This is a genomic window from Microvirga aerophila (genome assembly GCF_003332305.1).
Taxonomy (GTDB): Bacteria; Pseudomonadota; Alphaproteobacteria; order Rhizobiales; family Beijerinckiaceae; genus Microvirga; species Microvirga aerophila.
The window spans coordinates 107,415-129,592 of record NZ_QOIO01000010.1 but is presented as its reverse complement, the minus strand read 5'-3'; the positions used below and the strand labels follow the sequence as shown (position 1 = coordinate 129,592).

Annotated in this window: 21 protein-coding genes; 20 read left to right on the top strand and 1 reads right to left on the bottom strand. The window is 61.8% G+C overall.

Annotated features, from left to right (window positions below; all coding sequences use genetic code 11):
• Positions 1-107: 107 nt before the first annotated feature.
• The 17 genes from urtA to DRB19_RS07735 all read left to right on the top strand — a co-directional run bounded on the left by urtA (position 108) and on the right by DRB19_RS07735 (position 16,928).
• Positions 108-1,367 (top strand): urea ABC transporter substrate-binding protein, encoded by a 1,260-nt coding sequence (urtA, locus tag DRB19_RS07815; RefSeq protein ID WP_245439326.1) that lies wholly within the window; start codon positions 108-110, stop codon positions 1,365-1,367.
• A gap of 68 nt (positions 1,368-1,435) precedes the next feature.
• Entirely contained in the window at positions 1,436-3,028 is a 1,593-nt protein-coding gene (urtB, locus tag DRB19_RS07810) for an urea ABC transporter permease subunit UrtB (RefSeq protein WP_114185470.1), read from the top strand.
• Positions 3,025-4,161, top strand: coding sequence for an urea ABC transporter permease subunit UrtC (urtC, locus tag DRB19_RS07805; protein WP_114185469.1), 1,137 nt, complete (start codon positions 3,025-3,027; stop codon positions 4,159-4,161). The genes urtB and urtC overlap by 4 nt, the downstream gene beginning before the upstream one ends.
• A 3-nt stretch (positions 4,162-4,164) precedes the next feature.
• Positions 4,165-4,917, top strand: a complete 753-nt coding sequence (urtD, locus tag DRB19_RS07800) for an urea ABC transporter ATP-binding protein UrtD (RefSeq protein WP_114185468.1) — start codon at positions 4,165-4,167, stop codon at positions 4,915-4,917.
• Between the two features lie 2 nt (positions 4,918-4,919).
• Complete coding sequence (gene urtE / locus DRB19_RS07795; protein WP_114185493.1) at positions 4,920-5,615, top strand: urea ABC transporter ATP-binding subunit UrtE; 696 nt, start codon at positions 4,920-4,922, stop codon at positions 5,613-5,615.
• Positions 5,616-5,730: 115 nt separating this feature from the next.
• Positions 5,731-6,444, top strand: coding sequence for an urease accessory protein UreD (locus DRB19_RS07790; RefSeq protein WP_245439320.1), 714 nt, complete (start codon positions 5,731-5,733; stop codon positions 6,442-6,444).
• Positions 6,445-6,453: 9 nt separating this feature from the next.
• Entirely contained in the window at positions 6,454-7,074 is a 621-nt protein-coding gene (locus tag DRB19_RS07785; RefSeq protein WP_114185466.1) for an urease subunit gamma, read from the top strand.
• Positions 7,074-8,801 carry an urease subunit alpha gene (gene ureC / locus DRB19_RS07780; RefSeq protein ID WP_114185465.1) on the top strand — a complete coding sequence of 576 codons (1,728 nt, stop codon included), beginning with the start codon at positions 7,074-7,076 and terminating at the stop codon, positions 8,799-8,801. The genes DRB19_RS07785 and ureC overlap by 1 nt, the downstream gene beginning before the upstream one ends.
• Position 8,802: 1 nt before the next feature.
• The gene (locus DRB19_RS07775; protein ID WP_114185464.1) at positions 8,803-9,282 is read left to right on the top strand and encodes an urease accessory protein UreE; all 480 of its coding nucleotides are present in this window, start codon (positions 8,803-8,805) and stop codon (positions 9,280-9,282) included.
• Positions 9,275-9,961 carry an urease accessory protein UreF gene (locus DRB19_RS07770; RefSeq protein WP_170148914.1) on the top strand — a complete coding sequence of 229 codons (687 nt, stop codon included), beginning with the start codon at positions 9,275-9,277 and terminating at the stop codon, positions 9,959-9,961. The genes DRB19_RS07775 and DRB19_RS07770 overlap by 8 nt, the downstream gene beginning before the upstream one ends.
• On the top strand, positions 9,958-10,581 hold the full coding sequence (gene ureG, locus DRB19_RS07765; RefSeq protein WP_114185462.1) for an urease accessory protein UreG: 624 nt from the start codon (positions 9,958-9,960) through the stop codon (positions 10,579-10,581). The genes DRB19_RS07770 and ureG overlap by 4 nt, the downstream gene beginning before the upstream one ends.
• Positions 10,582-10,593: 12 nt before the next feature.
• Positions 10,594-11,166, top strand: coding sequence for a HupE/UreJ family protein (locus tag DRB19_RS07760; protein ID WP_114185461.1), 573 nt, complete (start codon positions 10,594-10,596; stop codon positions 11,164-11,166).
• A gap of 222 nt (positions 11,167-11,388) precedes the next feature.
• A complete protein-coding gene (locus DRB19_RS07755; RefSeq protein WP_114185460.1) occupies positions 11,389-13,260 on the top strand; it encodes a PAS domain-containing protein in 1,872 nt (623 codons plus the stop codon).
• Positions 13,261-13,382: 122 nt separating this feature from the next.
• Positions 13,383-13,811 carry an RNA polymerase sigma factor region1.1 domain-containing protein gene (locus DRB19_RS07750; RefSeq protein ID WP_114185459.1) on the top strand — a complete coding sequence of 143 codons (429 nt, stop codon included), beginning with the start codon at positions 13,383-13,385 and terminating at the stop codon, positions 13,809-13,811.
• 285 nt (positions 13,812-14,096) lie between these two features.
• A complete protein-coding gene (locus DRB19_RS07745; RefSeq protein ID WP_114185492.1) occupies positions 14,097-15,806 on the top strand; it encodes an ArnT family glycosyltransferase in 1,710 nt (569 codons plus the stop codon).
• Between the two features lie 46 nt (positions 15,807-15,852).
• Complete coding sequence (locus tag DRB19_RS07740; protein ID WP_114185458.1) at positions 15,853-16,587, top strand: glycosyltransferase family 2 protein; 735 nt, start codon at positions 15,853-15,855, stop codon at positions 16,585-16,587.
• A complete protein-coding gene (locus DRB19_RS07735; RefSeq protein ID WP_114185457.1) occupies positions 16,587-16,928 on the top strand; it encodes a lipid-A-disaccharide synthase N-terminal domain-containing protein in 342 nt (113 codons plus the stop codon). Before DRB19_RS07740 ends, DRB19_RS07735 begins: the two co-directional genes overlap by 1 nt.
• Positions 16,929-16,974: 46 nt before the next feature.
• Here DRB19_RS07735 and metC read toward each other — a convergent pair whose 3' ends face one another.
• On the bottom strand, positions 16,975-18,171 hold the full coding sequence (gene metC / locus DRB19_RS07730) for a cystathionine beta-lyase (protein ID WP_114185456.1): 1,197 nt from the start codon (positions 18,169-18,171) through the stop codon (positions 16,975-16,977).
• 227 nt (positions 18,172-18,398) lie between these two features.
• Here metC and DRB19_RS07725 point away from each other — a divergent pair, with 227 nt between their 5' ends.
• The 3 genes from DRB19_RS07725 to DRB19_RS07715 all read left to right on the top strand — a co-directional run bounded on the left by DRB19_RS07725 (position 18,399) and on the right by DRB19_RS07715 (position 22,177).
• Complete coding sequence (locus DRB19_RS07725; protein ID WP_114185455.1) at positions 18,399-19,418, top strand: amino acid ABC transporter substrate-binding protein; 1,020 nt, start codon at positions 18,399-18,401, stop codon at positions 19,416-19,418.
• 218 nt (positions 19,419-19,636) lie between these two features.
• Complete coding sequence (locus DRB19_RS07720; protein ID WP_114185454.1) at positions 19,637-20,848, top strand: amino acid ABC transporter permease; 1,212 nt, start codon at positions 19,637-19,639, stop codon at positions 20,846-20,848.
• A 9-nt stretch (positions 20,849-20,857) separates the two neighbouring features.
• A complete protein-coding gene (locus DRB19_RS07715) occupies positions 20,858-22,177 on the top strand; it encodes an amino acid ABC transporter permease (protein ID WP_174799920.1) in 1,320 nt (439 codons plus the stop codon).
• Position 22,178: the final 1 nt, after the last annotated feature.

The following is a 22,178-nucleotide window of genomic DNA, read 5'->3' as shown; positions in this document are numbered from 1 at the left end:
CATGCGCAGTTTGGCACGGTTTTTGCCTAACCGTCGGCAGGCTGCGCAAGAGAAGCAGCGGGGAACGGAGAAACCTAATGGCGATTTTGGATGCGGCGCGGAGAAACATGAAAGCGCTGGCTGCGGCCGCGCTTGTTTCGAGTGCCATGGCGGGGGCTGCGACGGCGCAGGAGACGATCAAGGTCGGTGTTCTGCATTCCCTGTCGGGCACGATGGCAATCAGCGAGACGACGCTGAAGGACGCCATGCTCATGCTCATCGAAGAGCAGAACAAGAAGGGAGGTCTCCTGGGCAAGAAGCTTGAGGCCGTGGTCGTTGATCCGGCGTCAAACTGGCCGCTCTTCGCCGAGAAGGCTCGTGAGCTCATTGCTCAAGAAAAGGTCGCTGCCGTGTTCGGCGCTTGGACCTCCGTGTCGCGCAAATCCGTGCTGCCGGTCTTCAAGGAGTTGAACAGCATCCTGTTCTATCCAGTGCAATACGAAGGGGAGGAGAGCGAGCGGAATGTGTTCTACACCGGCGCTGCTCCCAACCAGCAGGCGATCCCGGCGGTCGACTACCTTGCCAAGGAAGAGAAGGTAGAGCGCTGGGTGCTGGCCGGCACCGACTACGTCTATCCACGCACCACGAACAAGATCCTCGAATCCTACCTGAAGTCCAAGGGTGTGAAGTCCGAGGACATCATGATCAACTACACTCCGTTCGGGCATTCCGACTGGCAGACGATCGTGGCCGACATCAAGAAGTTCGGCTCGGCTGGCAAGAAGACGGCGGTTGTCTCCACCATCAACGGCGACGCCAACGTGCCGTTCTACAAGGAGCTCGCAAACCAGGGCGTAAAGGCGACCGATATTCCGGTCGTGGCGTTCTCGGTGGGTGAGGAAGAGCTTGCCGGCATCGACACCAAGCCTCTCGTCGGCCATCTGGCAGCCTGGAACTATTTCCAGTCAGTCGAGAGTCCCGAAAACAAGGCCTTCATCGAGAAGTGGAAGGCTTTCACCAAGAACGACAAGCGCGTCACCAACGATCCCATGGAGGCTCACTACATTGGCTTCAATATGTGGGTGAAGGCGGTCGAGAAGGCTAGAAGCACGGATCCGGACAAGGTCATCGACGCCATCGTGGGCGTCCAGGTTCCGAATCTCACCGGTGGCACCTCCGAGATGCTTGCAAACCACCACATCACCAAGCCCGTTCTGATCGGTGAGATCAAGGACGACGGTCAGTTCGACGTGGTGTGGAACACCGACGGAGTCGTGCCGGGGGATGCTTGGTCGAAATTCCTCGATGGCTCGAAGGATCTCATCGCGGACTGGAAGACCCTCAAGTGTGGCAACTACAACACCGTCACGAAGAAGTGCGGCGCCTGATCCATTCCGTTCAATTGAGGGCGGCGGATCCGCCGCCCTCACCATTCTCCCAGTTCAAAGTTTTCTCAATGATCAGCTTGCGCAACATCCTGCAGGCGTTTGTCCTGCTCCTCGGCATGGCGACCTGCGCCTATGCCGGTCCTTATGAAGATGCGCTGCCAAAATTTGCCGCTGACAGCTATTCGGACACGGAAGCCGCTCTCGGAGCGGTCGCCGGAAGCGGCCACCCCCTGTCGTTGAGCGTTGTCGAAGCCTTGCGGGACGGCCGACTTCTGGCAGCCAATGGCCAGATTTTCATCCGCGAACCCTCCGGCAACCTCCTCAACGCCGTGACGGGCCAAGCCTTCGGGCCTGCGCCGCAAAACCTCAAAGCGGTCCGGATCAACAACCGGGTCCGGCGCGCGGTCGAGGCCGCCATGGGCGGGCTGACGCTCCTCAGCTCCGATGCCGGGGCGCGTATGGATGCCGCTCGTGCGGTGTTCCGCTCGCGAGACGCCGCTGCGTTGCCGACCCTCCAGCAGGCAATTGCGAAGGAAACCCATGCGGACGTGAAGCAGGCGCTCGAGAGCGCTCGGGCGGCCATTCTTCTCAACCAAGCCGATGTGAGCCCAACCGACCGGCTTGCTGCAATCGCATCCTTGCGGAGCCGTGGCGATCAGGAAGCCGTTGCGCTGCTTTCCACTTTGCCGGCGGGTGCGCCACCGGAGGTCGCCGAGGCTGCGAGCCAGGCGGCGGCGGCCATTCGCTCCCGCCTGGAGCTTTGGAACGCTGCCCAGAACGTCTGGTACGGCATCTCGCTCGGCTCGGTTCTGTTGCTGGCCGCCATCGGTCTTGCCATCACGTTCGGCACCATGGGCGTCATCAACATGGCCCATGGCGAGATGGTCATGATCGGGGCCTACACGACCTTCGTGGTGCAGGAACTCATTCGTGCCTACGCGCCAGGCATGTTCGGTGCTTCGCTTTTCATAGCCCTGCCGCTCGCCTTCCTGGTTGCGGGTTCGATCGGGGTTCTCATCGAGCGCACGGTCATCCGCTTCCTCTATGGGCGCCCGTTGGAAACCCTGCTGGCGACCTGGGGCCTGTCCCTTATCCTCCAGCAGACGGTGCGCACGATCTTCGGACCAACAAACCGGGAGGTTGGAACGCCCGCCTGGATGAGTGGCGCGCTCGAGGTTGGTTCCCTTAGCCTGACCTATAACCGAGTCGCCATCGTGGTCTTCGCCGCTACTGTGTTTGTCACGCTCCTTCTCGTACTGCGCTACACCTCCCTCGGTCTGTATGTCCGGGCGGTCACACAGAACCGCCGCATGGCTGGCTCCATGGGCATTCGCACCAACCGGATCGACGCTCTTGCGTTCGGTCTTGGATCGGGGGTCGCAGGCATTGCGGGCGTTGCTCTGTCCCAGATCGACAATGTCAGCCCCAATCTCGGTCAGAGTTACATCATCGACAGCTTCATGGTGGTCGTGTTCGGCGGAGTGGGCAATCTCTGGGGCACCCTGGTGGGCGCGATGACGCTGGGCGTGGCGAACAAGCTGCTCGAACCCTACGCGGGTGCCGTGCTCGGCAAGATCGTGCTTCTGATCGCGATCATCCTGTTCATTCAAAGACGGCCGCGCGGTTTGTTCGCGCTCAAAGGCAGGGCGGTGGAAGCATGAAGACCCAATCCTTGCTTGATCGGCAGGCCGTGATCGTCCTGTCGCTCCTGGGCCTTGCGGCTGTCCTGGTGCCTGTGCTGAACGTCATGACGGCTCCAGGCTCTGCGCTGCATATCTCGGACCATCTGGTGCCGCTGCTGGGCAAGTACCTGAGCTTCGCCCTCCTGGCGCTGTCCGTCGATCTGATCTGGGGCTTCTGCGGAATCCTCTCCCTCGGGCACGGAGCCTTCTTCGCCCTCGGGGGATACGCCATGGGAATGTATCTCATGCGTCAGATCGGCCCACGCGGCGTTTACGCGGACCCCATCCTTCCTGACTTCATGGTGTTCCTGAACTGGAAGGACCTACCTTGGTTCTGGTATGGCTTCGATTGGTTTCCCTACGCGGCCATCATGGTGCTGCTCGTGCCGGGAGCGCTCGCCTTCGTGTTCGGGTGGTTCGCATTCCGGTCGCGGGTGACGGGTGTTTACCTTTCCATCATCACCCAGGCCATGACATTCGCCCTGATGCTTGCGTTCTTTCGGAACGATATGGGGTTTGGGGGCAATAACGGCCTGACTGATTTTAAGGAAATCCTCGGCTTTCCGCTGCAGTCGGAATCCACTCGCATCGTGCTCTTCGTGCTGTCGGCCGTGGCGCTCGCAGCGGGCTATCTCCTGTGCCGCTGGATCGTCACGTCAAAGCTGGGGAAGGTGCTGGTGGCCGTGAGGGACGCGGAAAGCCGGACGCGCTTCCTCGGTTACCGGGTGGAACACTATAAGCTCGCTGTCTTCACAGTCTCGGCCATGCTTGCGGGCTTGGCCGGCGCGCTCTACGTGCCGCAGGTGGGCATCATCAACCCCGGGGAGTTTGCGCCGGCTAATTCCATCGAGGTTGTGATCTGGGTTGCGGTCGGCGGGCGGGGCACCCTTGCGGGCGCAATCCTTGGCGCTCTGGTGGTCAATGCAGGCAAGACCTGGTTTACCGGCGCCCTGCCGGAGTTCTGGCTCTTTGCCCTCGGTGGTCTCTTCGTCTTCGTGACCCTGCTGATGCCACGCGGTATCCTCGGCACCGCTCAGGATGCCTGGACGCGCGCCCGTGCCAGGCTTCCATCCCGCAGCGCGCCCAATGCCCTGCCTCATGCGGCGGAGTGAGACATGACCGAACCTGTTACGCCGACGCTTCTCTATCTCGACAACGTCACGGTGTCGTTTGATGGCTTTCGCGCCCTGAACGCTCTCTCGCTCGCCATCGACCACGCGGAGATGCGCGCCATCATCGGTCCCAACGGGGCGGGCAAGACCACCATGATGGACGTGATCACGGGCAAGACCAGGCCCAACGAGGGCTCTGCCCTGTTCGAGGGTATGCACGACCTCACGTCTCTGGACGAGGCCGCCATTGCCGAACTCGGCATTGGTCGGAAATTCCAGACGCCGACCGTGTTCGACATGCACACGGTCGAGGACAACGTGCTGCTCGCTCTAAAGGATGATCGCAGACCATTCTCGGCCCTGTTTTCCCGCCGCACCGCCTCCGAACGGGAGCGGGTCGACGCGCTTCTCGAACGAGTGCGCCTGACGGCCCACCGCCGCCGTAAGGCAGGTGAGCTGTCGCACGGTCAGAAGCAGTGGCTCGAAATCGGCATGCTGCTGGCGCAGGAGCCCAAGCTTCTCCTGGTGGACGAACCCGCCGCAGGCATGACCGACCAGGAAACCGCGGATACGGCCGATCTCCTGCGCGACATCGCGAAAACGCGAGCGGTCGTCGTGGTAGAGCATGACATGACCTTCGTGCGCGATCTCGATGTGAAAGTGACCTGTCTCCATGAAGGCTCCGTCCTGGCCGAAGGGCCATTGGACGTGGTCAGCGCCAACGAGCGCGTGATCGAGGTATATCTAGGCCGATGACGATGCTCTCCATTGAAAATCTGACCCTCCATTATGGTGCGGCTCAGGCCCTGCGGGGCGTCTCGGTCTCGGCGGCCATCGGCGAGGTCACCTGCGTGCTTGGCCGCAACGGAGTGGGGAAAACCTCGCTTCTGCGCGCCATTGCCGGCCAGAAGCCCATCACATGTGGTGCGATCCAGTTTGACGGCTGCGACATCTCGCAGCTCAAGCCCTTCGAGCGTGCGGCGCTCGGCATCGCCTACGTACCCCAGGGACGTGAAATCTTTCCGCTCCTGACCGTGCGGGAGAACCTGGAGACCGGTTTCGCCACTCTGAAGCGCGGGGAGCGGAAGATTCCCGAGGAAGTGTTCGAGCTTTTTCCAGTTCTGAAATCGATGCTGGGGCGAAGGGGCGGGGACCTGTCGGGCGGACAGCAGCAGCAGCTTGCCATCGGAAGGGCGCTGGTGACGAAACCACGCTTGCTCGTGCTCGATGAGCCTACCGAGGGCATTCAGCCCTCGATCATCAAAGATATCGGGCGGGCGATCGCATACTTGCGCGACCGGAAGGACATGGCCATCCTGCTGGTCGAGCAGTATTTCGACTTCGCGCGCGAACTGGCCGACCGTTTCGTCGTCATGGAGCGTGGCGAGATCGTCCAGAACGGCGACCGCTCGGCGCTTGAGGGGGACGATGTACGTCAACGCCTGGCCATTTGATGGTGTCTCCCAAGCTGAAGGATCTCTGCGTCAGCGTGCTATTGGGCGGATTGCGTTCAGCGCCATGGCGCTGAACGGCCGGACACGGCCGGCGCGCATCTCGGAGAGCGGATCCATGCGGATTAGGCTTCCGAAGTGTGAGGGTGCAGGTCTCGAGGCCGTGCTAGTGAACACCGCGGGTGGAATCGCCTGCGGCGACCGCTTCACCGTGGAAATCGAGGCGCAGACTGGGACGCAGGTAAGTCTCGCCACACCGGCTGCCGAAAAGGTGTATCGCTCTGATGGCCCTCTGTCGGAGCTAACGGTCGATCTGACCCTTGGTGCGGCGGCTCGCCTCGACTGGTTGCCTCAGGAAACTATTCTGTTCAATCAGGCGCGGCTTGTCCGCCGTTTGGACGCAAACATGCCGGAGGATGGGCGGCTCACATTGTTCGAGGCGGTCGTTTTCGGCCGCAAAGCTCGGGACGAGCATGTGACCGAAGGCCTTTTCGAGGATCGTTGGCGCATCCGACGCGGACAGCGCCTCGTCTATGCCGATACCCTTCGTCTTCAAGGGCCGATCGTGGACCTGCTGCGCAAGCCGAGCGTCGCGAATGGCGGACGCGCGGTTGCGACTTTCCTTTATGTAGCACCGGATGCGGAGGCCCGCCTCGAGCAGGCGCGCCAGCACCTCTTGTCTGCAGATGGATGCGACGCGGCCGCAAGCGCCTGGAACGGCATCCTGGCGGTGCGGTTCTGCGCCGTCACCGTCGAGGCCCTGCGAGCTGTTGCCTGCCCATTTCTTCTCGCCTTCCGTTGCGAGCCCCTCCCTCGCGTCTGGCTCAGTTAGGGTCGAACCATGCAACTCACACCGCGTGAAAAAGACAAGCTTCTCATCACCATGGCGGCCATGGTGGCCCGCCGCCGCCTAGAACGCGGGGTGAAGCTCAACCATCCGGAGGCCATCGCGCTGATCACCGACACGGTGGTGGAAGGCGCGCGGGACGGGCGCTCTGTGGCCGAACTTATGGAGGCGGGCGCGCACGTCATCACTGCCAATCAGGTCATGGAAGGCGTCGCCGAGATGATCCACGACATTCAGGTCGAAGCGACATTTCCGGACGGCACCAAACTTGTGACGGTCCATCACCCGATCAGGGGCGCTGCTTCCGAGAACGTTCCGGGGGAGATCATGACTGAGCCGGGCGAGATCACATTCAACGAAGGCGCGGAGCGCGTGGTTCTTACTGTGGCCAACACCGGCGATCGGCCAATCCAGGTGGGCAGCCACTATCATTTTTTCGAAACCAACCCGGCGCTTTCGTTCGAGCGTGAGCAGGCGCGCGGCATGCGCCTCGACATCACGCCCGGCACGGCGGTCCGCTTCGAGCCCGGCTCCACGCGCGAGGTCGCCCTCGTGCCCCTATCCGGGAAACGGGAGGTCTACGGCTTCCGCCAGACCGTTATGGGAGCGCTCTGATGTCGAGCGGACGCAAACCCGCTTCGCTCCCGCGCTCCGCCTATGCGGACATGTTCGGGCCGACGAAGGGCGACCGAATCCGCTTGGCGGACACGTCGCTGGTGATCGAGGTGGAGAAGGATTTCACAACCTATGGCGAGGAAGTGAAGTTCGGTGGCGGAAAGGTCATCCGAGACGGGATGGGGCAAGGGCAGGCAACGCGCCAAGAAGGCGCGATGGATACCGTCATCACCAATGCGGTGATCCTCGACCATTGGGGGATCGTAAAGGGCGATATCGGCATCCGCGACGGGCGCATCGCCAGGATTGGAAAGGCGGGCAATCCCGACGTGCAACCGAACGTGGACATCGTCATCGGCCCGGGCACCGAGATCATTGCCGGCGAGGGCAAGATCATCACGGCGGGCGGCTTCGATTCTCATATCCATTTCATTTGCCCGCAGCAGATCGACGAAGCGTTGATGTCCGGCGTGACTACCATGCTCGGCGGCGGCACGGGGCCAGCAACCGGCACGTTCGCGACGACCTGCACGCCCGGCCCATGGCACATGGCGCGCATGATCGAGGCCGCCGACGCCTTTCCGATGAACCTCGCTTTCACGGGTAAAGGCAACGCCTCGAAGCCCGGCGCGCTTGAAGAGATGGTCCAAGCCGGCGCTTGCGCCCTCAAGCTGCACGAGGATTGGGGCACCACCCCCGCCGCCATCGATTGCTGTCTCTCAGTTGCGGACGAATATGACGTGCAGGTGATGATCCACACCGACACGCTCAACGAGTCCGGCTTCGTCGAAGATACGATCGCGGCCTTCAAGGGCCGCACCATCCACGCCTTCCACACGGAGGGAGCGGGCGGAGGGCATGCGCCCGACATCATCAAGGTGGCGGGGCTGCCGAACGTGCTGCCATCCTCCACCAACCCGACGCGGCCTTATACGGTGAACACCATCGACGAGCATCTCGACATGCTGATGGTGTGCCATCACCTTTCTCCGTCAATCCCGGAGGATTTGGCTTTCGCCGAAAGCCGCATCCGCAAGGAGACCATTGCGGCGGAAGATATCCTGCATGATCTCGGCGCGCTCTCGATGATGTCGTCGGACAGCCAGGCCATGGGCCGGGTCGGCGAGGTCATCATCCGCACCTGGCAGACAGCTCATAAGATGAAGGTACAGCGCGGGGCACTCCCGGGCGAGACAGGCGACAACGACAACCTGCGCGCTCGGCGCTACGTGGCGAAATATACCATCAACCCCGCCATCGCTCATGGAGTATCGCGGCATATCGGTTCGGTCGAGGCGGGCAAGATGGCCGATCTCGTTGTGTGGACCCCAGCATTCTTTAGCGTGAAACCCGATCTTGTAATCAAGGGCGGGGCGATTGCCGCGGCTCCCATGGGAGACCCGAATGCCTCGATCCCCACGCCGCAGCCGGTGCACTACCGTCCCATGTTCGGCTCCTTCGGCCGGGCGCTTGCCTCGACCTCAGTCACCTTCGTGTCGCAGGTCGCGGTCCGGAACGGGCTTGCGGCGAGACTCGGCGTGCAGAAGCCGCTCGTGGCCGTAGAGAACGTCCGTGGCGGAATCGGCAAGAAGGACATGGTCCACAACAACGCCACGCCTCACATTGAGGTCGATCCCGAAACATACGACGTCCGGGCAGACGGCGAGCTCCTGGTCTGCGAACCCGCCAAGGTACTGCCCATGGCCCAACGGTATTTCCTGTTCTGAAATGATACGCGCCACATCCATCATTCGCCGCGAGGCGGTCGATCAGGCCCGCATCGTCGATGTCATCACCCTCGATCACGGCGACCGGCACCGCCGCCGCATCGCTCTCATGGGCGATGGCGGAACCGCTTTCCTGCTCGACCTGGACAAGGCCGATGTGCTGGACGACGGGGACGCCATCAGGTTGGAAACCGGTTGGCTCGTAGAGGTCCGAGCGGCTTCGGAAAGGCTTGTCGAGATAAAAGCCGACAACGCTCTGGCATTGTTGACCCTCGCCTGGCACATCGGCAACCGGCACGTCCCGGCCGAGATCGTCGATGGTGCGATTTATATCGGATATGACCACGTGCTGATCGATATGCTACAGGGTCTAGGAGCTGAGACCCGGATCATCGAGCGACCGTTCCGCCCCGTGCGGGGGGCCTACCATCACCATGAGCCTGCCGGAGCAGGGCACCACCACGGGCATGGTCATGGCTGAATTCCTCCCGGTCGAAGCGCAATCCCTGTTGCCACTCTTCGCGTGGCTTTCGCCGTCCTATCCTGTCGGCTCCTACGCATATTCCCACACGCTCGAATGGGCCGTCGAGACAGGGGACGTGACGGACGAAGCTTCGCTGGCGTTTTGGCTCACGGACCTCATGACCTTGGGAGCGGGGCGTAACGACGCCATCCTGTTGGCCCATGCCTACCGGGCTGTCTCCGCAGACGATGCTTACGCGCTAAACACGGTCAACGAGCTTGCCCTTGCGCTTTCGCCATCATCCGAACTCCACCTGGAAACAAGCCAGCAGGGTAAAAGCTTCCTCGATGCGACTTTGGCTGCATGGCCTTCGCCACGGCTGATGCCTCAGGAAGGCGAGGTAGCGTTCCCGGTTGCTGTCGGCATGGCCGCTGCGGCGCATGGCATTCCATTGCCTGCGACTTTGGGGGCGTTTCTCTTCGCGCTCGTTCAGACGCTCGTTTCGGCAGCGATCCGTTCGGCCCCTATCGGGCAGACCGCCGGCACACGCGTCAGCGCTGCCCTGTCCGCGACGGTCCAGGCGATCGCCCATGAGGCGCAAGGGCTATCCCTCGATGATATCGGTGGCTGCACGTTCCGAGCCGATCTTGGCTCTTTCCATCACGAAAACCAGTATACTAGGCTTTTCCGCTCATGATCACTCACACAGGACCTCTTCGGGTCGGCATCGGCGGGCCGGTCGGCTCGGGCAAGACAGCCTTGATGGAAGCGCTCTGCAAGACCTTCCGCCAGCGCTACGACATCTGCGCCATCACCAATGACATTTACACCAAGGAGGATGCGCGCCTTCTCACGGTGGCGGATGCGTTGCCGGAGGAGCGCATTATGGGCGTTGAGACGGGCGGGTGCCCACACACGGCCATCCGTGAGGACGCCTCCATCAACCTCGCGGCCATCGCGACAATGCGAAAACGGTTTCCTGGCCTAGACATCGTGTTGGTGGAATCGGGGGGCGACAATCTCGCGGCCACCTTCTCGCCGGAACTGGCTGATCTCACGATCTATGTGATCGACGTGGCGGGCGGCGAGAAGATCCCGCGCAAGGGAGGTCCCGGCATCACCCGATCCGATCTTCTCGTGGTCAACAAGATAGACCTTGCTCCCTATGTGGGCGCCGATCTGACCATCATGGAACAAGACACCAAACGCATGCGCGGTCAGCGCCCGTATGTGTTCAGCAACATTCGCGGCGGCGTGGGTGTGGACGCCATTGCCCGGTTCATCGAACAAGCCGGCGGCCTTGCCGCTGCTGCCTGATAGGAGTTCAGCATGTTTTCGAAGCGTTTCACCGTCTCGACACTCTTCGCCCTCCTGTCCACGCCGGCGCTGGCCCATGCGGGTGGTGCGGGCATGTCCGGATTCTTTTCTGGCTTCATGCATCCGATCGCGGGAGCGGACCACGTCCTTGCCATGGTGGCTGTCGGTCTGCTGGCCCCGATCCTCGGGGGACAGGCGCTCTGGGCCGTGCCGGGGAGCTTTGTGCTGATGATGCTCGTCGGAGGTGCGCTCGGCTTCTCCGGCATCAACATTCCGGCCGCGGAAATCGGCATCTTGGCTTCGATCGTGGTCCTGGGCTCGGCTGTCGCGACGGGTCGATCCTGGGCGACCGGGACGGCGGCCCTTGTCGTAGGAGCCTTCGCGGTCTTCCATGGTTATGCACACGGCGTGGAAATGCCTGCTGCTGCCGGCGCAACCGCCTACAGCCTCGGCTTCGCTACGGCGACGGCTCTCCTGCACGGCGCCGGAGTCCTGGCTGGCATGACGTTGTTTGGAAAGCCGCAAGTCGTCCGGCTCGCGGGCGCCGCAACTGCCGTAGCAGGATTTGCGGTTCCATTCATGTAAGCCCGGCAAAAACGCCAATAAACCCTGAGCTAAAGTTATAAAATATTGTTACGTGTTCGCGTACGGGCTTGGTTGGTGTGAATCACATCTTCCGGCACGCACGCGAACACATCCAATTATTGAACTCTCTACCCCTTGAACGCGTTGATCGCATGTTAATGTAGCTGACCTACGTTCTGAATACTGCGTTGTCTTGGCGTGGGTATTCCAGCGAGACGGTTCATGTTGCAAGTGACGGAGTTCATTCATTCAGAGGGTGAGATATGGCCGCTCGGACAAGTCGAGACCGCCATTCTGATTCGCACGTTCGACTGGGCTCAGACTGCACTCGGGGCAATGTCCAACTGGCCACAACCCCGCAAGACCGTCGTCGATTTGATCCTTCAGTCGTGTTTTCCGATGATCGCACTGTGGGAGAAGGATCTTATCGCCATCTACAACGAACCTTGCGTCGGGATCCTTGGATCAAGACATCCAGGCGCCATGGGACGGCCAATCCGCGACGCCTGGCCTGAGGCATGGCCCAATTACGGACGACTGTTCGAGCGCGCCCTCAGTGGCGAGGCAGTTTCACTGCACGACCAGCGCTTTCGCATGACGCGATCCGGCGTCGGCTTTGAGGCCTATTTCTCCATCTATTGCAGCCCCATTCCCGGTGAGGCTGGGACGATTGCCGGCATCCTCGTCAGTTTGTTTGAAACGCCCCAACGACAACAGGTCGAGCTCGAAATATCGGAAAGTGAGCACCGCTATCGGGACTTGCTCGAAGCCATGCCGCAGATCGTCTGGTCGGCGGATCGGGAGGGCAATGTCGATTACTTCAACTCGCGCTGGTTCGCCTATACCGGATTGTCGGAAGAGCAGAGCTATGCCGGGGAATGGGAAACTATCATCCATCCTGATGACAGAGCCCAAATTCTCCAGGACTGGGCCGAAGCGATAAAAGCGAGCTCTCCAATCGAATTCGAGCACCGGCTCCGCCGCAGCGACGGCGTTTACAGATGGCACATGGAGCGCGCGGTCCCGGTGCGGGACGAGCAAGGCAACGTTTTGCGCTGGTTTGGCACATTCACCGACATCGATGACCGCAAGCGCGCCGAGGACGCTCTTCGGGAAAGCGAACAGCGTTTCCGGCAGTTCGCCGAGAACTCCACAAGCGTGCTCTGGGTCCTCGATACCGGCACGAACCAGATCGAGTATCTGAGCCCGTCCTTCCAGCAGATCTGGGGCGGAACGGCCATTGTGGTCCCGCGTGATTTTGGCCAGTGGCTCGATTCCGTTCATCCGGATGACCGGGAGAATGTAACAGGCGCCTTCAACAGGGTGCTCGAGCAGGCTGACGTCGTCGTGAAGGAATATCGGGTCGTGCGGCCGGATGGGGGCGTGCGCTGGATCCAGAATACATGCTTTCCAATCCTCGACGAAAGCGGTCGTGTGCGGCGGCTTGCGGGAATCGCCCAGGACATCACCCAACACGATGGGTCGATGGTCTATATTGTGGACAGTAACGAGGATTCCCGCCGGACTTTGTCGCTGGAGCTGCAGGGAGCAGGCTACCAGGTCAAGACCTTCGATTCCGGGCAGGCTTTTCTTGAGGTCGCACCGGTGCTGATCCCGGGCTGCGTGGTGATCTCCATACAGTCGCCGGATCAGGACGAGCTTACCATACCGAAGGAGCTGAAAGCTCGGCGGGTCGGCCTACCGGCCGTCGTCCTCGGCAAAGCTCATGGGGATGTGGCCTTTGGGGTCCGCGCGATGAAAGCCGGAGCCGTCGATTTCCTGGACGTTCCCCATAGCCCGGAACGTCTCCTCGAATCGGTCGCATCCGCCTTGGCCGCAATTCGCGAGATTGCCGAGCGGGACCAGGCGGGCGAAATCGCCAAGGCGCGTATCGCCACCTTGTCCGCGCGGGAGCGGGAGGTGCTGGATGGCCTTCTCACGGGCGGCACCAATAAGACGATTGCCCGGGACCTTGATATCAGCCCGCGTACGGTCGAGGCTCATCGCGCCCGGATCATGGAGCGGCTTGAAGCCCAGAGCCTTCCCGAACTGGTCCAAATCGCCATTGCGGCAGGCCTCAAGCAACCCGTATGATCCTGCCATAAGCCGTTCCATTCCGGGACGCGAATGTCTGCTCCGCACCGGCGTTAGCCGAGGAATAAGCGAGGCGCCTTGGCCGGCAGGCTCCTTGATCGAATGCGACCGGCAGATGGTGCATGATGCAGCCGGCAATCGACAGAAGCTCCCTTGAACGTCTGGTCGCTCTCGGGCGGCAGAAGGGAGGGCTCACCAATCAGGATCTCGCACAGGCGCTCTCGGTCAACGACATGAGCGCCGAAGATATCGCCCTCGTGGTGGTGCATCTGGAGGAATCCGGGATCCCGGTTGAGCTTGACGAGAGCCTGATGAGCCCCCATGGGTCAGGCTCCCCCCATATGGTGCAAGGTGCGCAAATCGTCTCCCGTCCGGAGAGCTCAGACCATCCGCAGGCAAAGCCTGTGGGGGCGGAGCTGTCACGGGGTCCGGATTCCAATGCGGCCAGTTCCGCGGCGCCCGGAACTCGCGGCATGCGGCCTGCCCATTGGGCTGTGCTCGCAAGCCTTCTTGTCCTGCTGCTGATCGGCCTCTTCGTGGTTATCCGATAAGGCCGATTGGCTGACAGACCCGAAGAAGCCTCGGGGTCCTCCGTAAGGGCCTGTTTACCTTCCGGGATCATCCTATGCCGGGCGCAAGCCATGTGCTGGGCCTGTCAGGGCGGCAGAATGACGGAACATACCTGAGAGCGCCGGATGGTTCGCGGTTGGCTAAAGGCTGCTGCTTTCCGTCAATTTGACTTCGCTCCGGGTTTGGAGGAAATGAGCCCCCTTTACGGGCATTCGGCTCGCAAGAACTCTTTCGATGCAGGGCATTCTCCGCCTTCGGAGCTTTTGATGGATGGTTTCGTCGCACAGCAGCGGGCATCCCTGCGCCATTTCTCCCTGGCGCAGGCGGCAAGCGTCCTGGAGCGGAGCCATTTGCGCCTGTGCGCTATCCTGGTGCTGCTTTCCCTTGCGTGCTTCCTGCCAGGCTTTGCCTCCTTGCAGCCTATGGACCGGGACGAGCCGCGCTATGCCCAGGCCACGAAACAGATGCTGGAAACTCGCGACTTCGTGGATATTCGCTTCCAGGACGAGGCTCGGCACAAGAAGCCTGTCGGTATCTATTGGATGCAAAGCGCCACGGTCGCCCTTGGGGAGGCTATCGGAATACCTGAGGCGCACACGACCATTGCCCTCTATAGACTCCCGTCCCTTTTCGGCGCCCTCGCGACGGTTCTGCTAACCTATTGGGCTTCCCTCGCCTTCCTGAGCCGGCGAGGGGCGTTTGTGGCCGCAGCCCTCATGGCGACCTCCATCATTCTCATGGTCGAAGCGCGCCTTGCCAAGACCGATGCTGTACTGGCCGCGTGTTCGGTCGCGGCCATGGGAGGTCTGGCCCGAGCCTATTTGAGCCGCGGGGCAGGGATCCTCCCAAGGCGGACGCTCCTGATCTTCTGGCTCGGCTTTGCCGTCGGCATCCTGGTCAAGGGACCATTGGTTCCGATGTTCGTCGGCTTGAGCGCCGCTGTGCTGATCTACCGCGAACGCTCGGCCCATTGGCTCCTGACCCTGCGCCCGTGGCTTGGCGGCCTGGCGACCCTTCTGATCGTCCTTCCGTGGTTCATCGCGATCGCCATCAAAAGCGGGGGAGCGTTCTACTCGGCCTCTGTCGGCCACGACATGCTCGGCAAGGTCGGAACGGCGCAATCGTACCACTGGGCGCCTCCCGGGTTCTATCTCGCGTCGTTCTTCGCCACGTTCTGGCCCGGAGCCATCTTGGCGGCCATCGCGGCGCCGTTCGCGTGGATCCATCGCAAAGAGGAGGCGGTCGCCTTCACCGTGGCCTGGATCGTTCCGTCCTGGCTTGTGTTCGAGGCGGTGCCGACCAAGTTGCCGCACTACACGATGCCGCTTTTTCCGGCAGTCGCGATCCTGACCGTCATGGCGATCTCGCGCCATTTCGTCGGTCCCCATCGTCCCGCCGCCAAGGTGGCGACTGTCCTGCTTCCGTTCATTCCGCTTGGTTTGACCATCGGGTTGAGCAGCGTGAGCTGGTCCTTTGACGGGGCGCTGCCGTATCGCGGCCTTCCGGTCATGATTGCCTCGTCCCTGATCGCAATTTATGCCTGGTGGCTCTTCGTGAGAAACCAGGTCCACAAGGCCGTTTCGGTGAGCTTCGTTTCGGCTACGTGCCTTGCAATTGGCGTCTTCGGCTTCACGCAACTGGATCTGCGTTCGCTGAAGCTGTCGCCACGCCTGGCGGAGGTGGCCCACAACCATTCCTGCGAAAACCCTAAGGTCGCGACCCTTGGCTATCGCGAACCCAGCCTTGTCTTTTTGACTGGGACCGGCCTTGAGATGCTCGAGACCGGCGAGCAGGCATCGGCTTTCCTGAAGGACGGCGGCTGTCGGATGGTTTTCGTGGAGAGGCGGTTCGAAGAGGCCTTCCGGGCGGAAAATGAGCGCCTGGGCCTTATCCCGACCCTCTCGACCCGGGTCGTTGGTTTCAATATTAACAGCGGGCGGCGGCTCGATATCGGAGCCTATGCGTCCGGTTCCTGAGACTGCCCCTGTTTCAAGAAGGTGGGCCTGTCACGGCCCTTGATCGATGAACGATATTCTTCCGGCCCCGCGCATCAGCGTGGTGGTGCCCGTTAAAAACGAGGCTTTGAACATCCTTCCCCTGGTGGAGGAAATCGAGCGCGCTTGCGCGGCTTCAGGGCCGTTCGAGGTTATTTACGTGGACGATGGCTCCACGGACGCGACCGTCGAGCAGGTTACGTCCGCCCGCGCGACCCGTCCGTGGCTGCGCCTGGTTCAGCATCAGGAGAGTTGCGGGCAGAGCGCGGCGGTCCGCACGGGCGTGCTTGCGGCCTCCGGGTCGATCATCGTCACCCTGGACGGGGACGGCCAGAACGATCCGGGCTTCATTCCCCAGCTGGTCGCGGCCCTCGACGATCCATCAGTTGCGCTGGCAGCTGGACAACGGGTCGGCCGCAAGGATGGCGCCTACAAGAAATGGCAGTCCCGGATTGCGAACGGGGTTCGGGGCAGGATCCTCAAGGACGGAACCCGCGACACCGGCTGCGGGCTGAAAGCGTTCCGGCGGGACGTTTATCTTCGCCTGCCTTATTTCGACGCCCTGCACCGTTTCATGCCCGCCCTTGTCAAGCGGGAGGGCTACAGCATCGCCCATGTGGACGTCGTCGACCGTCCGCGTCATACGGGCCAGTCCAACTACGGCTTGTTCGATCGCCTTTGGGTCGGAATTCTCGATCTGGCCGGCGTCTGGTGGCTGATCCGCCGCCGCCGCCGCGTCCCCGTCGCCCAGGAGATCGTGTGATGCTCATGCGCCTCTCCCATGATCTGGGGCTCTATTTCTACGACATCATCGTGGCCCGCTTCGACCTTTGGGCTGCTTTCGGTGTCCTCGCGCAACTCGTCTTCGGGGCACGTTTCATCGTCCAGTGGATCGCGAGCGAAAAGGCGGAGCGCAGCGTCATCCCTATGGGCTTCTGGTTCCTGTCCATCGCCGGGGGGCTGATGACCCTGGTCTACGGGTTCGTCCGGCGCGACATCGTCATCATCGTAGGGCAGGCGTTTTCGGTCTTCATCTACGTGCGCAATCTCATGCTGATCGCCAAGGATGCAAAAAAGAAAGCCTCGGCTGACGCCGAGGCTTGATGTTGGCGGGCTTTAGAAATCCTTGCTGAGCAAGGGCTTCTGTCCGTCAGGCGGCTTTCGCATCCGTTTCCCGAAGGCGGGCGAAGCCTGCGTCGAGATCGCGTTTCAAATCATCCAGATCCTCAAGTCCGATGTGGAAGCGCAGGGCGTGGCCGCCGGGCTTCCACTGCGTCGCGGTGCGGTAGGTGGAGCAATCGAACGGGATGACGAGACTCTCGAAGCCGCCCCAGGAAAAGCCCATACCGAAAAGCCCGAGGCCGTCGAGCATGGCGGCAAGCGCCTGATCCGAGCACGGCTTGAGGACGATGGAGAACAATCCCGAGGAGCCCTTGAAGTCCTTTTTCCAGATGTCGTGTCCGGGATGGGTTTCGAGAGCCGGGTGGAGGACCTGCGCGACCTCCGGGCGGTTAGCGAGCCAGCGGGCCATGTCGAGGGCCTGCTTTTCGTGCTCCCGCAGGCGCAGCGCCATCGTTCGCATTCCACGCAGGGCCAGGAACACATCCTCCGGACCGGGGCACATGGCAAAGGCATCGTATGTTGCGCGCAGCGCCTTGAAGCAGCGCTCGTTCGCCGAAACAAGCCCGAGAAGCAGATCCGAACCGCCGCTGAGATACTTGGTGCCGGCTTCGATGGCGATGTCTACGCCGCGTTCATGAGGCGGGAAGAGCAGGGGGGTCGCCCAGGTGTTGTCCATGATAACGACGGCGCCATGCTGGTGCACCACGTCGGCGATGGCGGGGATATCCTGCATCTCGAACGACTGCGACCCAGGTGCTTCCGTAAGGACAGCGGTCGTGTTCGGGCGAAGGAGATCCTTGATTCCCGCGCCAACCAGCGGATCGTAATAGGTGGTTTCCACACCAAATTTCCGCAGGAAGCTGTTACAGAAATTCCGTGTCGGACGATAAACCGAGTCGGTCACCAGGAGATGATCCCCTGCCTTGAGGCAGGAGGTCAGCGCAAGGGTGACGGCGGCAAGGCCAGACGGGGCAAGAACTGTCCCTGCGGCACCGGTCAATTCCGTCCAGGCGCTTTCGAGGGCCTCGGTCGTCGGAGTTCCGTGCGTTCCATAGGAATACCGGCCACGACGGTTCAGAATATCGTCCGTCGTCGGGTAGAGGACGGTGGAGCCGCGATAGATCGGCGTATTCACGAAACCGTGCTGCTCGGAAGGTTCGCGACCTGCGTGGACAAGGCGGGTGCGCTCACCGATTTGGGCGGGCTTGGGCGGGAACTTGGACATGGTCTCAAGGGGGTGGTGAAGGGGCCTTGATGTGAGGCTGCCAGCCCCTTGGCGTCAACCCTAGTCCTATGTAGGTTCCATCAAGACTTGACCAGTGATCAATCATTGAATTTGATGGGTCCGACCCCGTTCCTTCCAGTTTGGCACGGAACGGTCTAACAGGGAACTCGGCTTGGGCTGCGTCAAGAACAGCCAGGCCAGGTCACACAGTGGGAGAATATACCGATATGAAAAAGGCTCTCGTAACGATTGCCTTCGGCCTGACGGCCAGCCTGTTCGCGACGGCCGCCTCGGCTCAGGCGACGTTGAACAGCGTGAAGCAGAAGGGCTTTCTGACCTGCGGCTCGAACACGGGCCTCGCCGGCTTCGGCGTTCCGGACGCCCAGGGCAACTGGACCGGCCTTGATGTCGAGTTCTGCCGCGCCATTGCGGCCGCGATCTTCGACGACCCGACGAAGGTGCGGTTCATCCCGCTCGCCGCCAAGGACCGCTTCACGGCGCTTCAGTCCGGCGAAGTGGATGTCCTGTCCCGTAACTCGACCGCGACCATGTCGCGCGAGACGCAGCTTGGCCTCGACTTCCCGGCCGTCAACTACTTCGACGGCCAGGGCTTCATGGTCCGCAAGAAGCTCGGCGTGTCGTCGGCCAAGGAGCTGAACGGCGCATCGATCTGCACCCAGCAGGGCACCACGACCGAGTTGAACCTGGCCGACTACTTCCGTGCCAACAACATGAAGTACGAAGTTGTGGCCTTCGCGACCTCGGACGAGACGTTCAAGGCCTACGATTCCGGCCGCTGCGACGCCTTTACGACGGACGCCTCCGGCCTCTATGCGGAGCGTCTGCGCGCTTCGGCTCCGGATGACCATATCGTTCTGCCCGAGATCATCTCGAAGGAGCCGCTGGCTCCGGCAGTGCGCCATGGCGACAATCAGTGGGGCGACATCGTCAAGTTCACCCACATGGCGATGCTGAACGCCGAAGAACTCGGCGTCACCAAGGCCAATGTCGAGCAGATGAAGACCGCGGACAACCCGGAGATCAAGCGTCTTCTGGGCACCGAAGGCAAGTTCGGCGAGGCTGTCGGCCTGACGAACGACTGGGCCGTTCGGATCATCAAGCACGTGGGCAACTACGGCGAAAGCTTCGAGCGCAACATCGGCGAGGGCTCCAGGCTGAAGATCAAGCGCGGCCAGAACGCCCTGTGGACCAAGGGCGGCCTGCAATACGGCATCCCGGTTCGCTAAACGCAATGGGAGTGGGGCGTCCGGAGCGATCCGGACGCCCCTTTATAGTTTGTGCGATTGTCGCCGGTTCGTGGCAGCCTTGAGCGTTTTTTAGGCGAAATGACTCCGGCTCACCGCTGAAAAATGCGGCACAAAGATAAAAGAGATGACTCCACGACGGTGGGTCACTCTTGTAGTCATATAAGCAGTAGTCGGGCCACAAAGGTGGCCGCCAGGGGATGAGTGCAGTGCAGACAACCGTCAGCCAAGCATCGCCGCCAAAAAGATCGTTTTTATACGATCCCAATATACGCGGGTATTTCTACCAAGGTCTTTTGGTTTTCGTTGTCAGCTACCTGTTCTACATGGCGGCGACGAACGCTGTCGAGAACCTGCAGCGGGCCAAGATCGCCTCGGGGTTCGGCTTTCTCGAGAACACAGCCGGATTCGACATCAGCCAGACGCTGATCCAGTTCAGCGCGGCCGGCTCGAACTATGGCGAAGCGTTCGTGGTGGGACTCCTCAACACGCTCGTGGTCTCCGCGATCGGGATCTTCTTTGCGACGTTTCTCGGTTTCGCCATCGGCATTGCGCGGCTTTCCAGCAACTGGATGGTGCGCAAGGTCGCAATGGTCTACGTCGAACTTCTGCGCAACATCCCGCTGCTCCTGCAATTGCTGTTCTGGTACATCGCGGTGCTCGGCCCGCTGCCGCAGCCGCGCAATTCCGTCGAGATGGGCGCGGGCTTCTTCCTGAATTCCCGCGGCCTCTTCATGCCCCGTCCGCTCTATGCCTCGGATGCCTGGGTTATACCCACGGCGCTGCTGATCGGCATTGTCGGGACAATCGTGTTTCGGCGCTGGGCCAGGGCCCAGCAGGAAAGCACCGGGCGTCAGTATCCGGTTGGGCTGGTTACTCTCGGGCTCGTTGTTGGACTGCCTGTCGTTGCGTGGCTTGTGCTCGCGCTTGTCGGCGCCAACCCGGTCACGTTCGAGATGCCCGAGAAGGGCACCTTCAACCTCCGGGGTGGGATGCAGATTCTGCCCGAGTTCGTGGCGCTTCTCGTCGGCCTGACCACGTATACAGCGGCCTTCATCGCCGAGGTGGTTCGTGCCGGCATCCTGGCCGTCTCCAAGGGCCAGACAGAGGCTTCGGGTTCCCTTGGCCTCAAGCCGGGACAGACACTCCGGCTCGTGGTGATTCCCCAGGCCATGCGGGTCATCGTCCCGCCTCTGACGAGCCAATACCTCAACCTGACGAAGAACTCGTCGCTGGCGGTGGCGATCGGCTATCCGGACCTAGTTCAGGTCTTCATGGGCACCGTGCTCAACCAGACCGGCCAGGCCATCGAGGTCGTGGTGATCACCATGGGCGTCTATCTGACCATCAGCCTTGTGACCTCGTTCGTCATGAACGTCTACAATCGCCGGGTGGCGATCGTTGAGCGGTAGGAGATTCGAGTGAGCGCCGCCGTTGACATGTCTCGTTTCGTTCGCTCCGAAAAGGTGGAGGCGCTGCCTCCGCCCAATCTGGCGCGCGGTCCGATCGCCTGGGTTCGGGAAAACCTTTTTTCCGGCCCGTTCAACACCATCCTGACATTGGCGGTTCTGTACCTGCTGTATGTCATCATCCCGCCTATCGTTGATTTTCTCTTCATCAATGCGGTCTGGACCGGTTCGGACCGCGACGCGTGCCGTGCCGAGACCGCCGGCCATCCCGTCGGCGCGTGCTGGGCCTTCGTGATCGATAAGATCAACTACTTCGTCTACGGTTCCTATCCAGGGGCCGAGCGCTGGCGCGTCGACGGTTTCTTCATTCTCCTCGCCGTCGGAGTGGCTTGGCTCCTGTGGCTGAGGGCGCCGCGCAGGGACCTGGGAGCCGTCTACTTCTTCTGGCTCTTCCCGGTCCTGTCCTACATCCTGCTGACCGGCGGCAACATGGATCTCGGTGGCAGGTTCTGGCTTGGCTTCCTGGCTGTCGGTCTCCTGTTCGTCGCCGTCATGGGGCTTGCCGCCTATCTGCTCAAGGCGTCCATACGTTCCGCCGTCATCATCGGGGCAGTAATCCTGGCCGTCATCGGCCTGACGCTGGGCCTCGTCGACATCGATTGGGGCTTGGATCACGTGCCGACCTCGCTCTGGGGCGGAATTCTCGTGACCTTGCTGGTGGCAACGGTCGGCATCGTGTTTTCGCTGCCCTTCGGCGTCCTCCTCGCCCTTGGGCGACGCTCGAGGCTGCCGATCGTGCGGATGGGTTCCGTCATCTTCATCGAGTTCGTCCGCGGCGTGCCGCTGATCACCGTTCTGATCATGGCCAACACCATGCTGCCGCTCTTCCTCCCCGGCGACATGACCGTGGATCGCCTGGCGCGGCCGCTCATCGGCGTGGCGTTCTTCGCGTCCGCGTACATGGCCGAGGTGGTGCGCGGCGGCCTTCAGGCCATGCCGAAGGGTCAGTACGAAGGAGCGATGTCGCTCGGCCTCAACTATCCGCAGATGATGATCTTCATCATCCTGCCGCAGGCGCTGCGGATCGTGATCCCGGGCATCGTCAACACCTTCATCGGCCTGTTCAAGGATACGTCGCTTGTGGCCATCGTGGGCATCTTCGACCTGATCAAGACCATCGAGGCCTCCCGCATCGATCCCGAGTGGGCGGCGCCGACGATTAGCTACACCGGATATGCCTTCGCGGCTCTCTTCTACTTCATCTTCTGCTGGGGAATGTCCCGGTATTCGCTTGGTGTCGAGCGGCGCCTTGCGGCGGGTCAGAACAGGTAAA

Coding starts and splice junctions, on each gene's coding strand:
- urtA (WP_245439326.1), top strand. CDS start 108: ATGAAAGCGCTGGCTGCGGCCGCGCTTGTTTCGAGTGCCATGGCGGGG.
- urtB (WP_114185470.1), top strand. CDS start 1,436: ATGATCAGCTTGCGCAACATCCTGCAGGCGTTTGTCCTGCTCCTCGGC.
- urtC (WP_114185469.1), top strand. CDS start 3,025: ATGAAGACCCAATCCTTGCTTGATCGGCAGGCCGTGATCGTCCTGTCG.
- urtD (WP_114185468.1), top strand. CDS start 4,165: ATGACCGAACCTGTTACGCCGACGCTTCTCTATCTCGACAACGTCACG.
- urtE (WP_114185493.1), top strand. CDS start 4,920: ATGCTCTCCATTGAAAATCTGACCCTCCATTATGGTGCGGCTCAGGCC.
- DRB19_RS07790 (WP_245439320.1), top strand. CDS start 5,731: ATGCGGATTAGGCTTCCGAAGTGTGAGGGTGCAGGTCTCGAGGCCGTG.
- DRB19_RS07785 (WP_114185466.1), top strand. CDS start 6,454: ATGCAACTCACACCGCGTGAAAAAGACAAGCTTCTCATCACCATGGCG.
- ureC (WP_114185465.1), top strand. CDS start 7,074: ATGTCGAGCGGACGCAAACCCGCTTCGCTCCCGCGCTCCGCCTATGCG.
- DRB19_RS07775 (WP_114185464.1), top strand. CDS start 8,803: ATGATACGCGCCACATCCATCATTCGCCGCGAGGCGGTCGATCAGGCC.
- DRB19_RS07770 (WP_170148914.1), top strand. CDS start 9,275: ATGGCTGAATTCCTCCCGGTCGAAGCGCAATCCCTGTTGCCACTCTTC.
- ureG (WP_114185462.1), top strand. CDS start 9,958: ATGATCACTCACACAGGACCTCTTCGGGTCGGCATCGGCGGGCCGGTC.
- DRB19_RS07760 (WP_114185461.1), top strand. CDS start 10,594: ATGTTTTCGAAGCGTTTCACCGTCTCGACACTCTTCGCCCTCCTGTCC.
- DRB19_RS07755 (WP_114185460.1), top strand. CDS start 11,389: ATGTTGCAAGTGACGGAGTTCATTCATTCAGAGGGTGAGATATGGCCG.
- DRB19_RS07750 (WP_114185459.1), top strand. CDS start 13,383: ATGATGCAGCCGGCAATCGACAGAAGCTCCCTTGAACGTCTGGTCGCT.
- DRB19_RS07745 (WP_114185492.1), top strand. CDS start 14,097: ATGGATGGTTTCGTCGCACAGCAGCGGGCATCCCTGCGCCATTTCTCC.
- DRB19_RS07740 (WP_114185458.1), top strand. CDS start 15,853: ATGAACGATATTCTTCCGGCCCCGCGCATCAGCGTGGTGGTGCCCGTT.
- DRB19_RS07735 (WP_114185457.1), top strand. CDS start 16,587: ATGCTCATGCGCCTCTCCCATGATCTGGGGCTCTATTTCTACGACATC.
- metC (WP_114185456.1), bottom strand. CDS start 18,171: ATGTCCAAGTTCCCGCCCAAGCCCGCCCAAATCGGTGAGCGCACCCGC.
- DRB19_RS07725 (WP_114185455.1), top strand. CDS start 18,399: ATGAAAAAGGCTCTCGTAACGATTGCCTTCGGCCTGACGGCCAGCCTG.
- DRB19_RS07720 (WP_114185454.1), top strand. CDS start 19,637: ATGAGTGCAGTGCAGACAACCGTCAGCCAAGCATCGCCGCCAAAAAGA.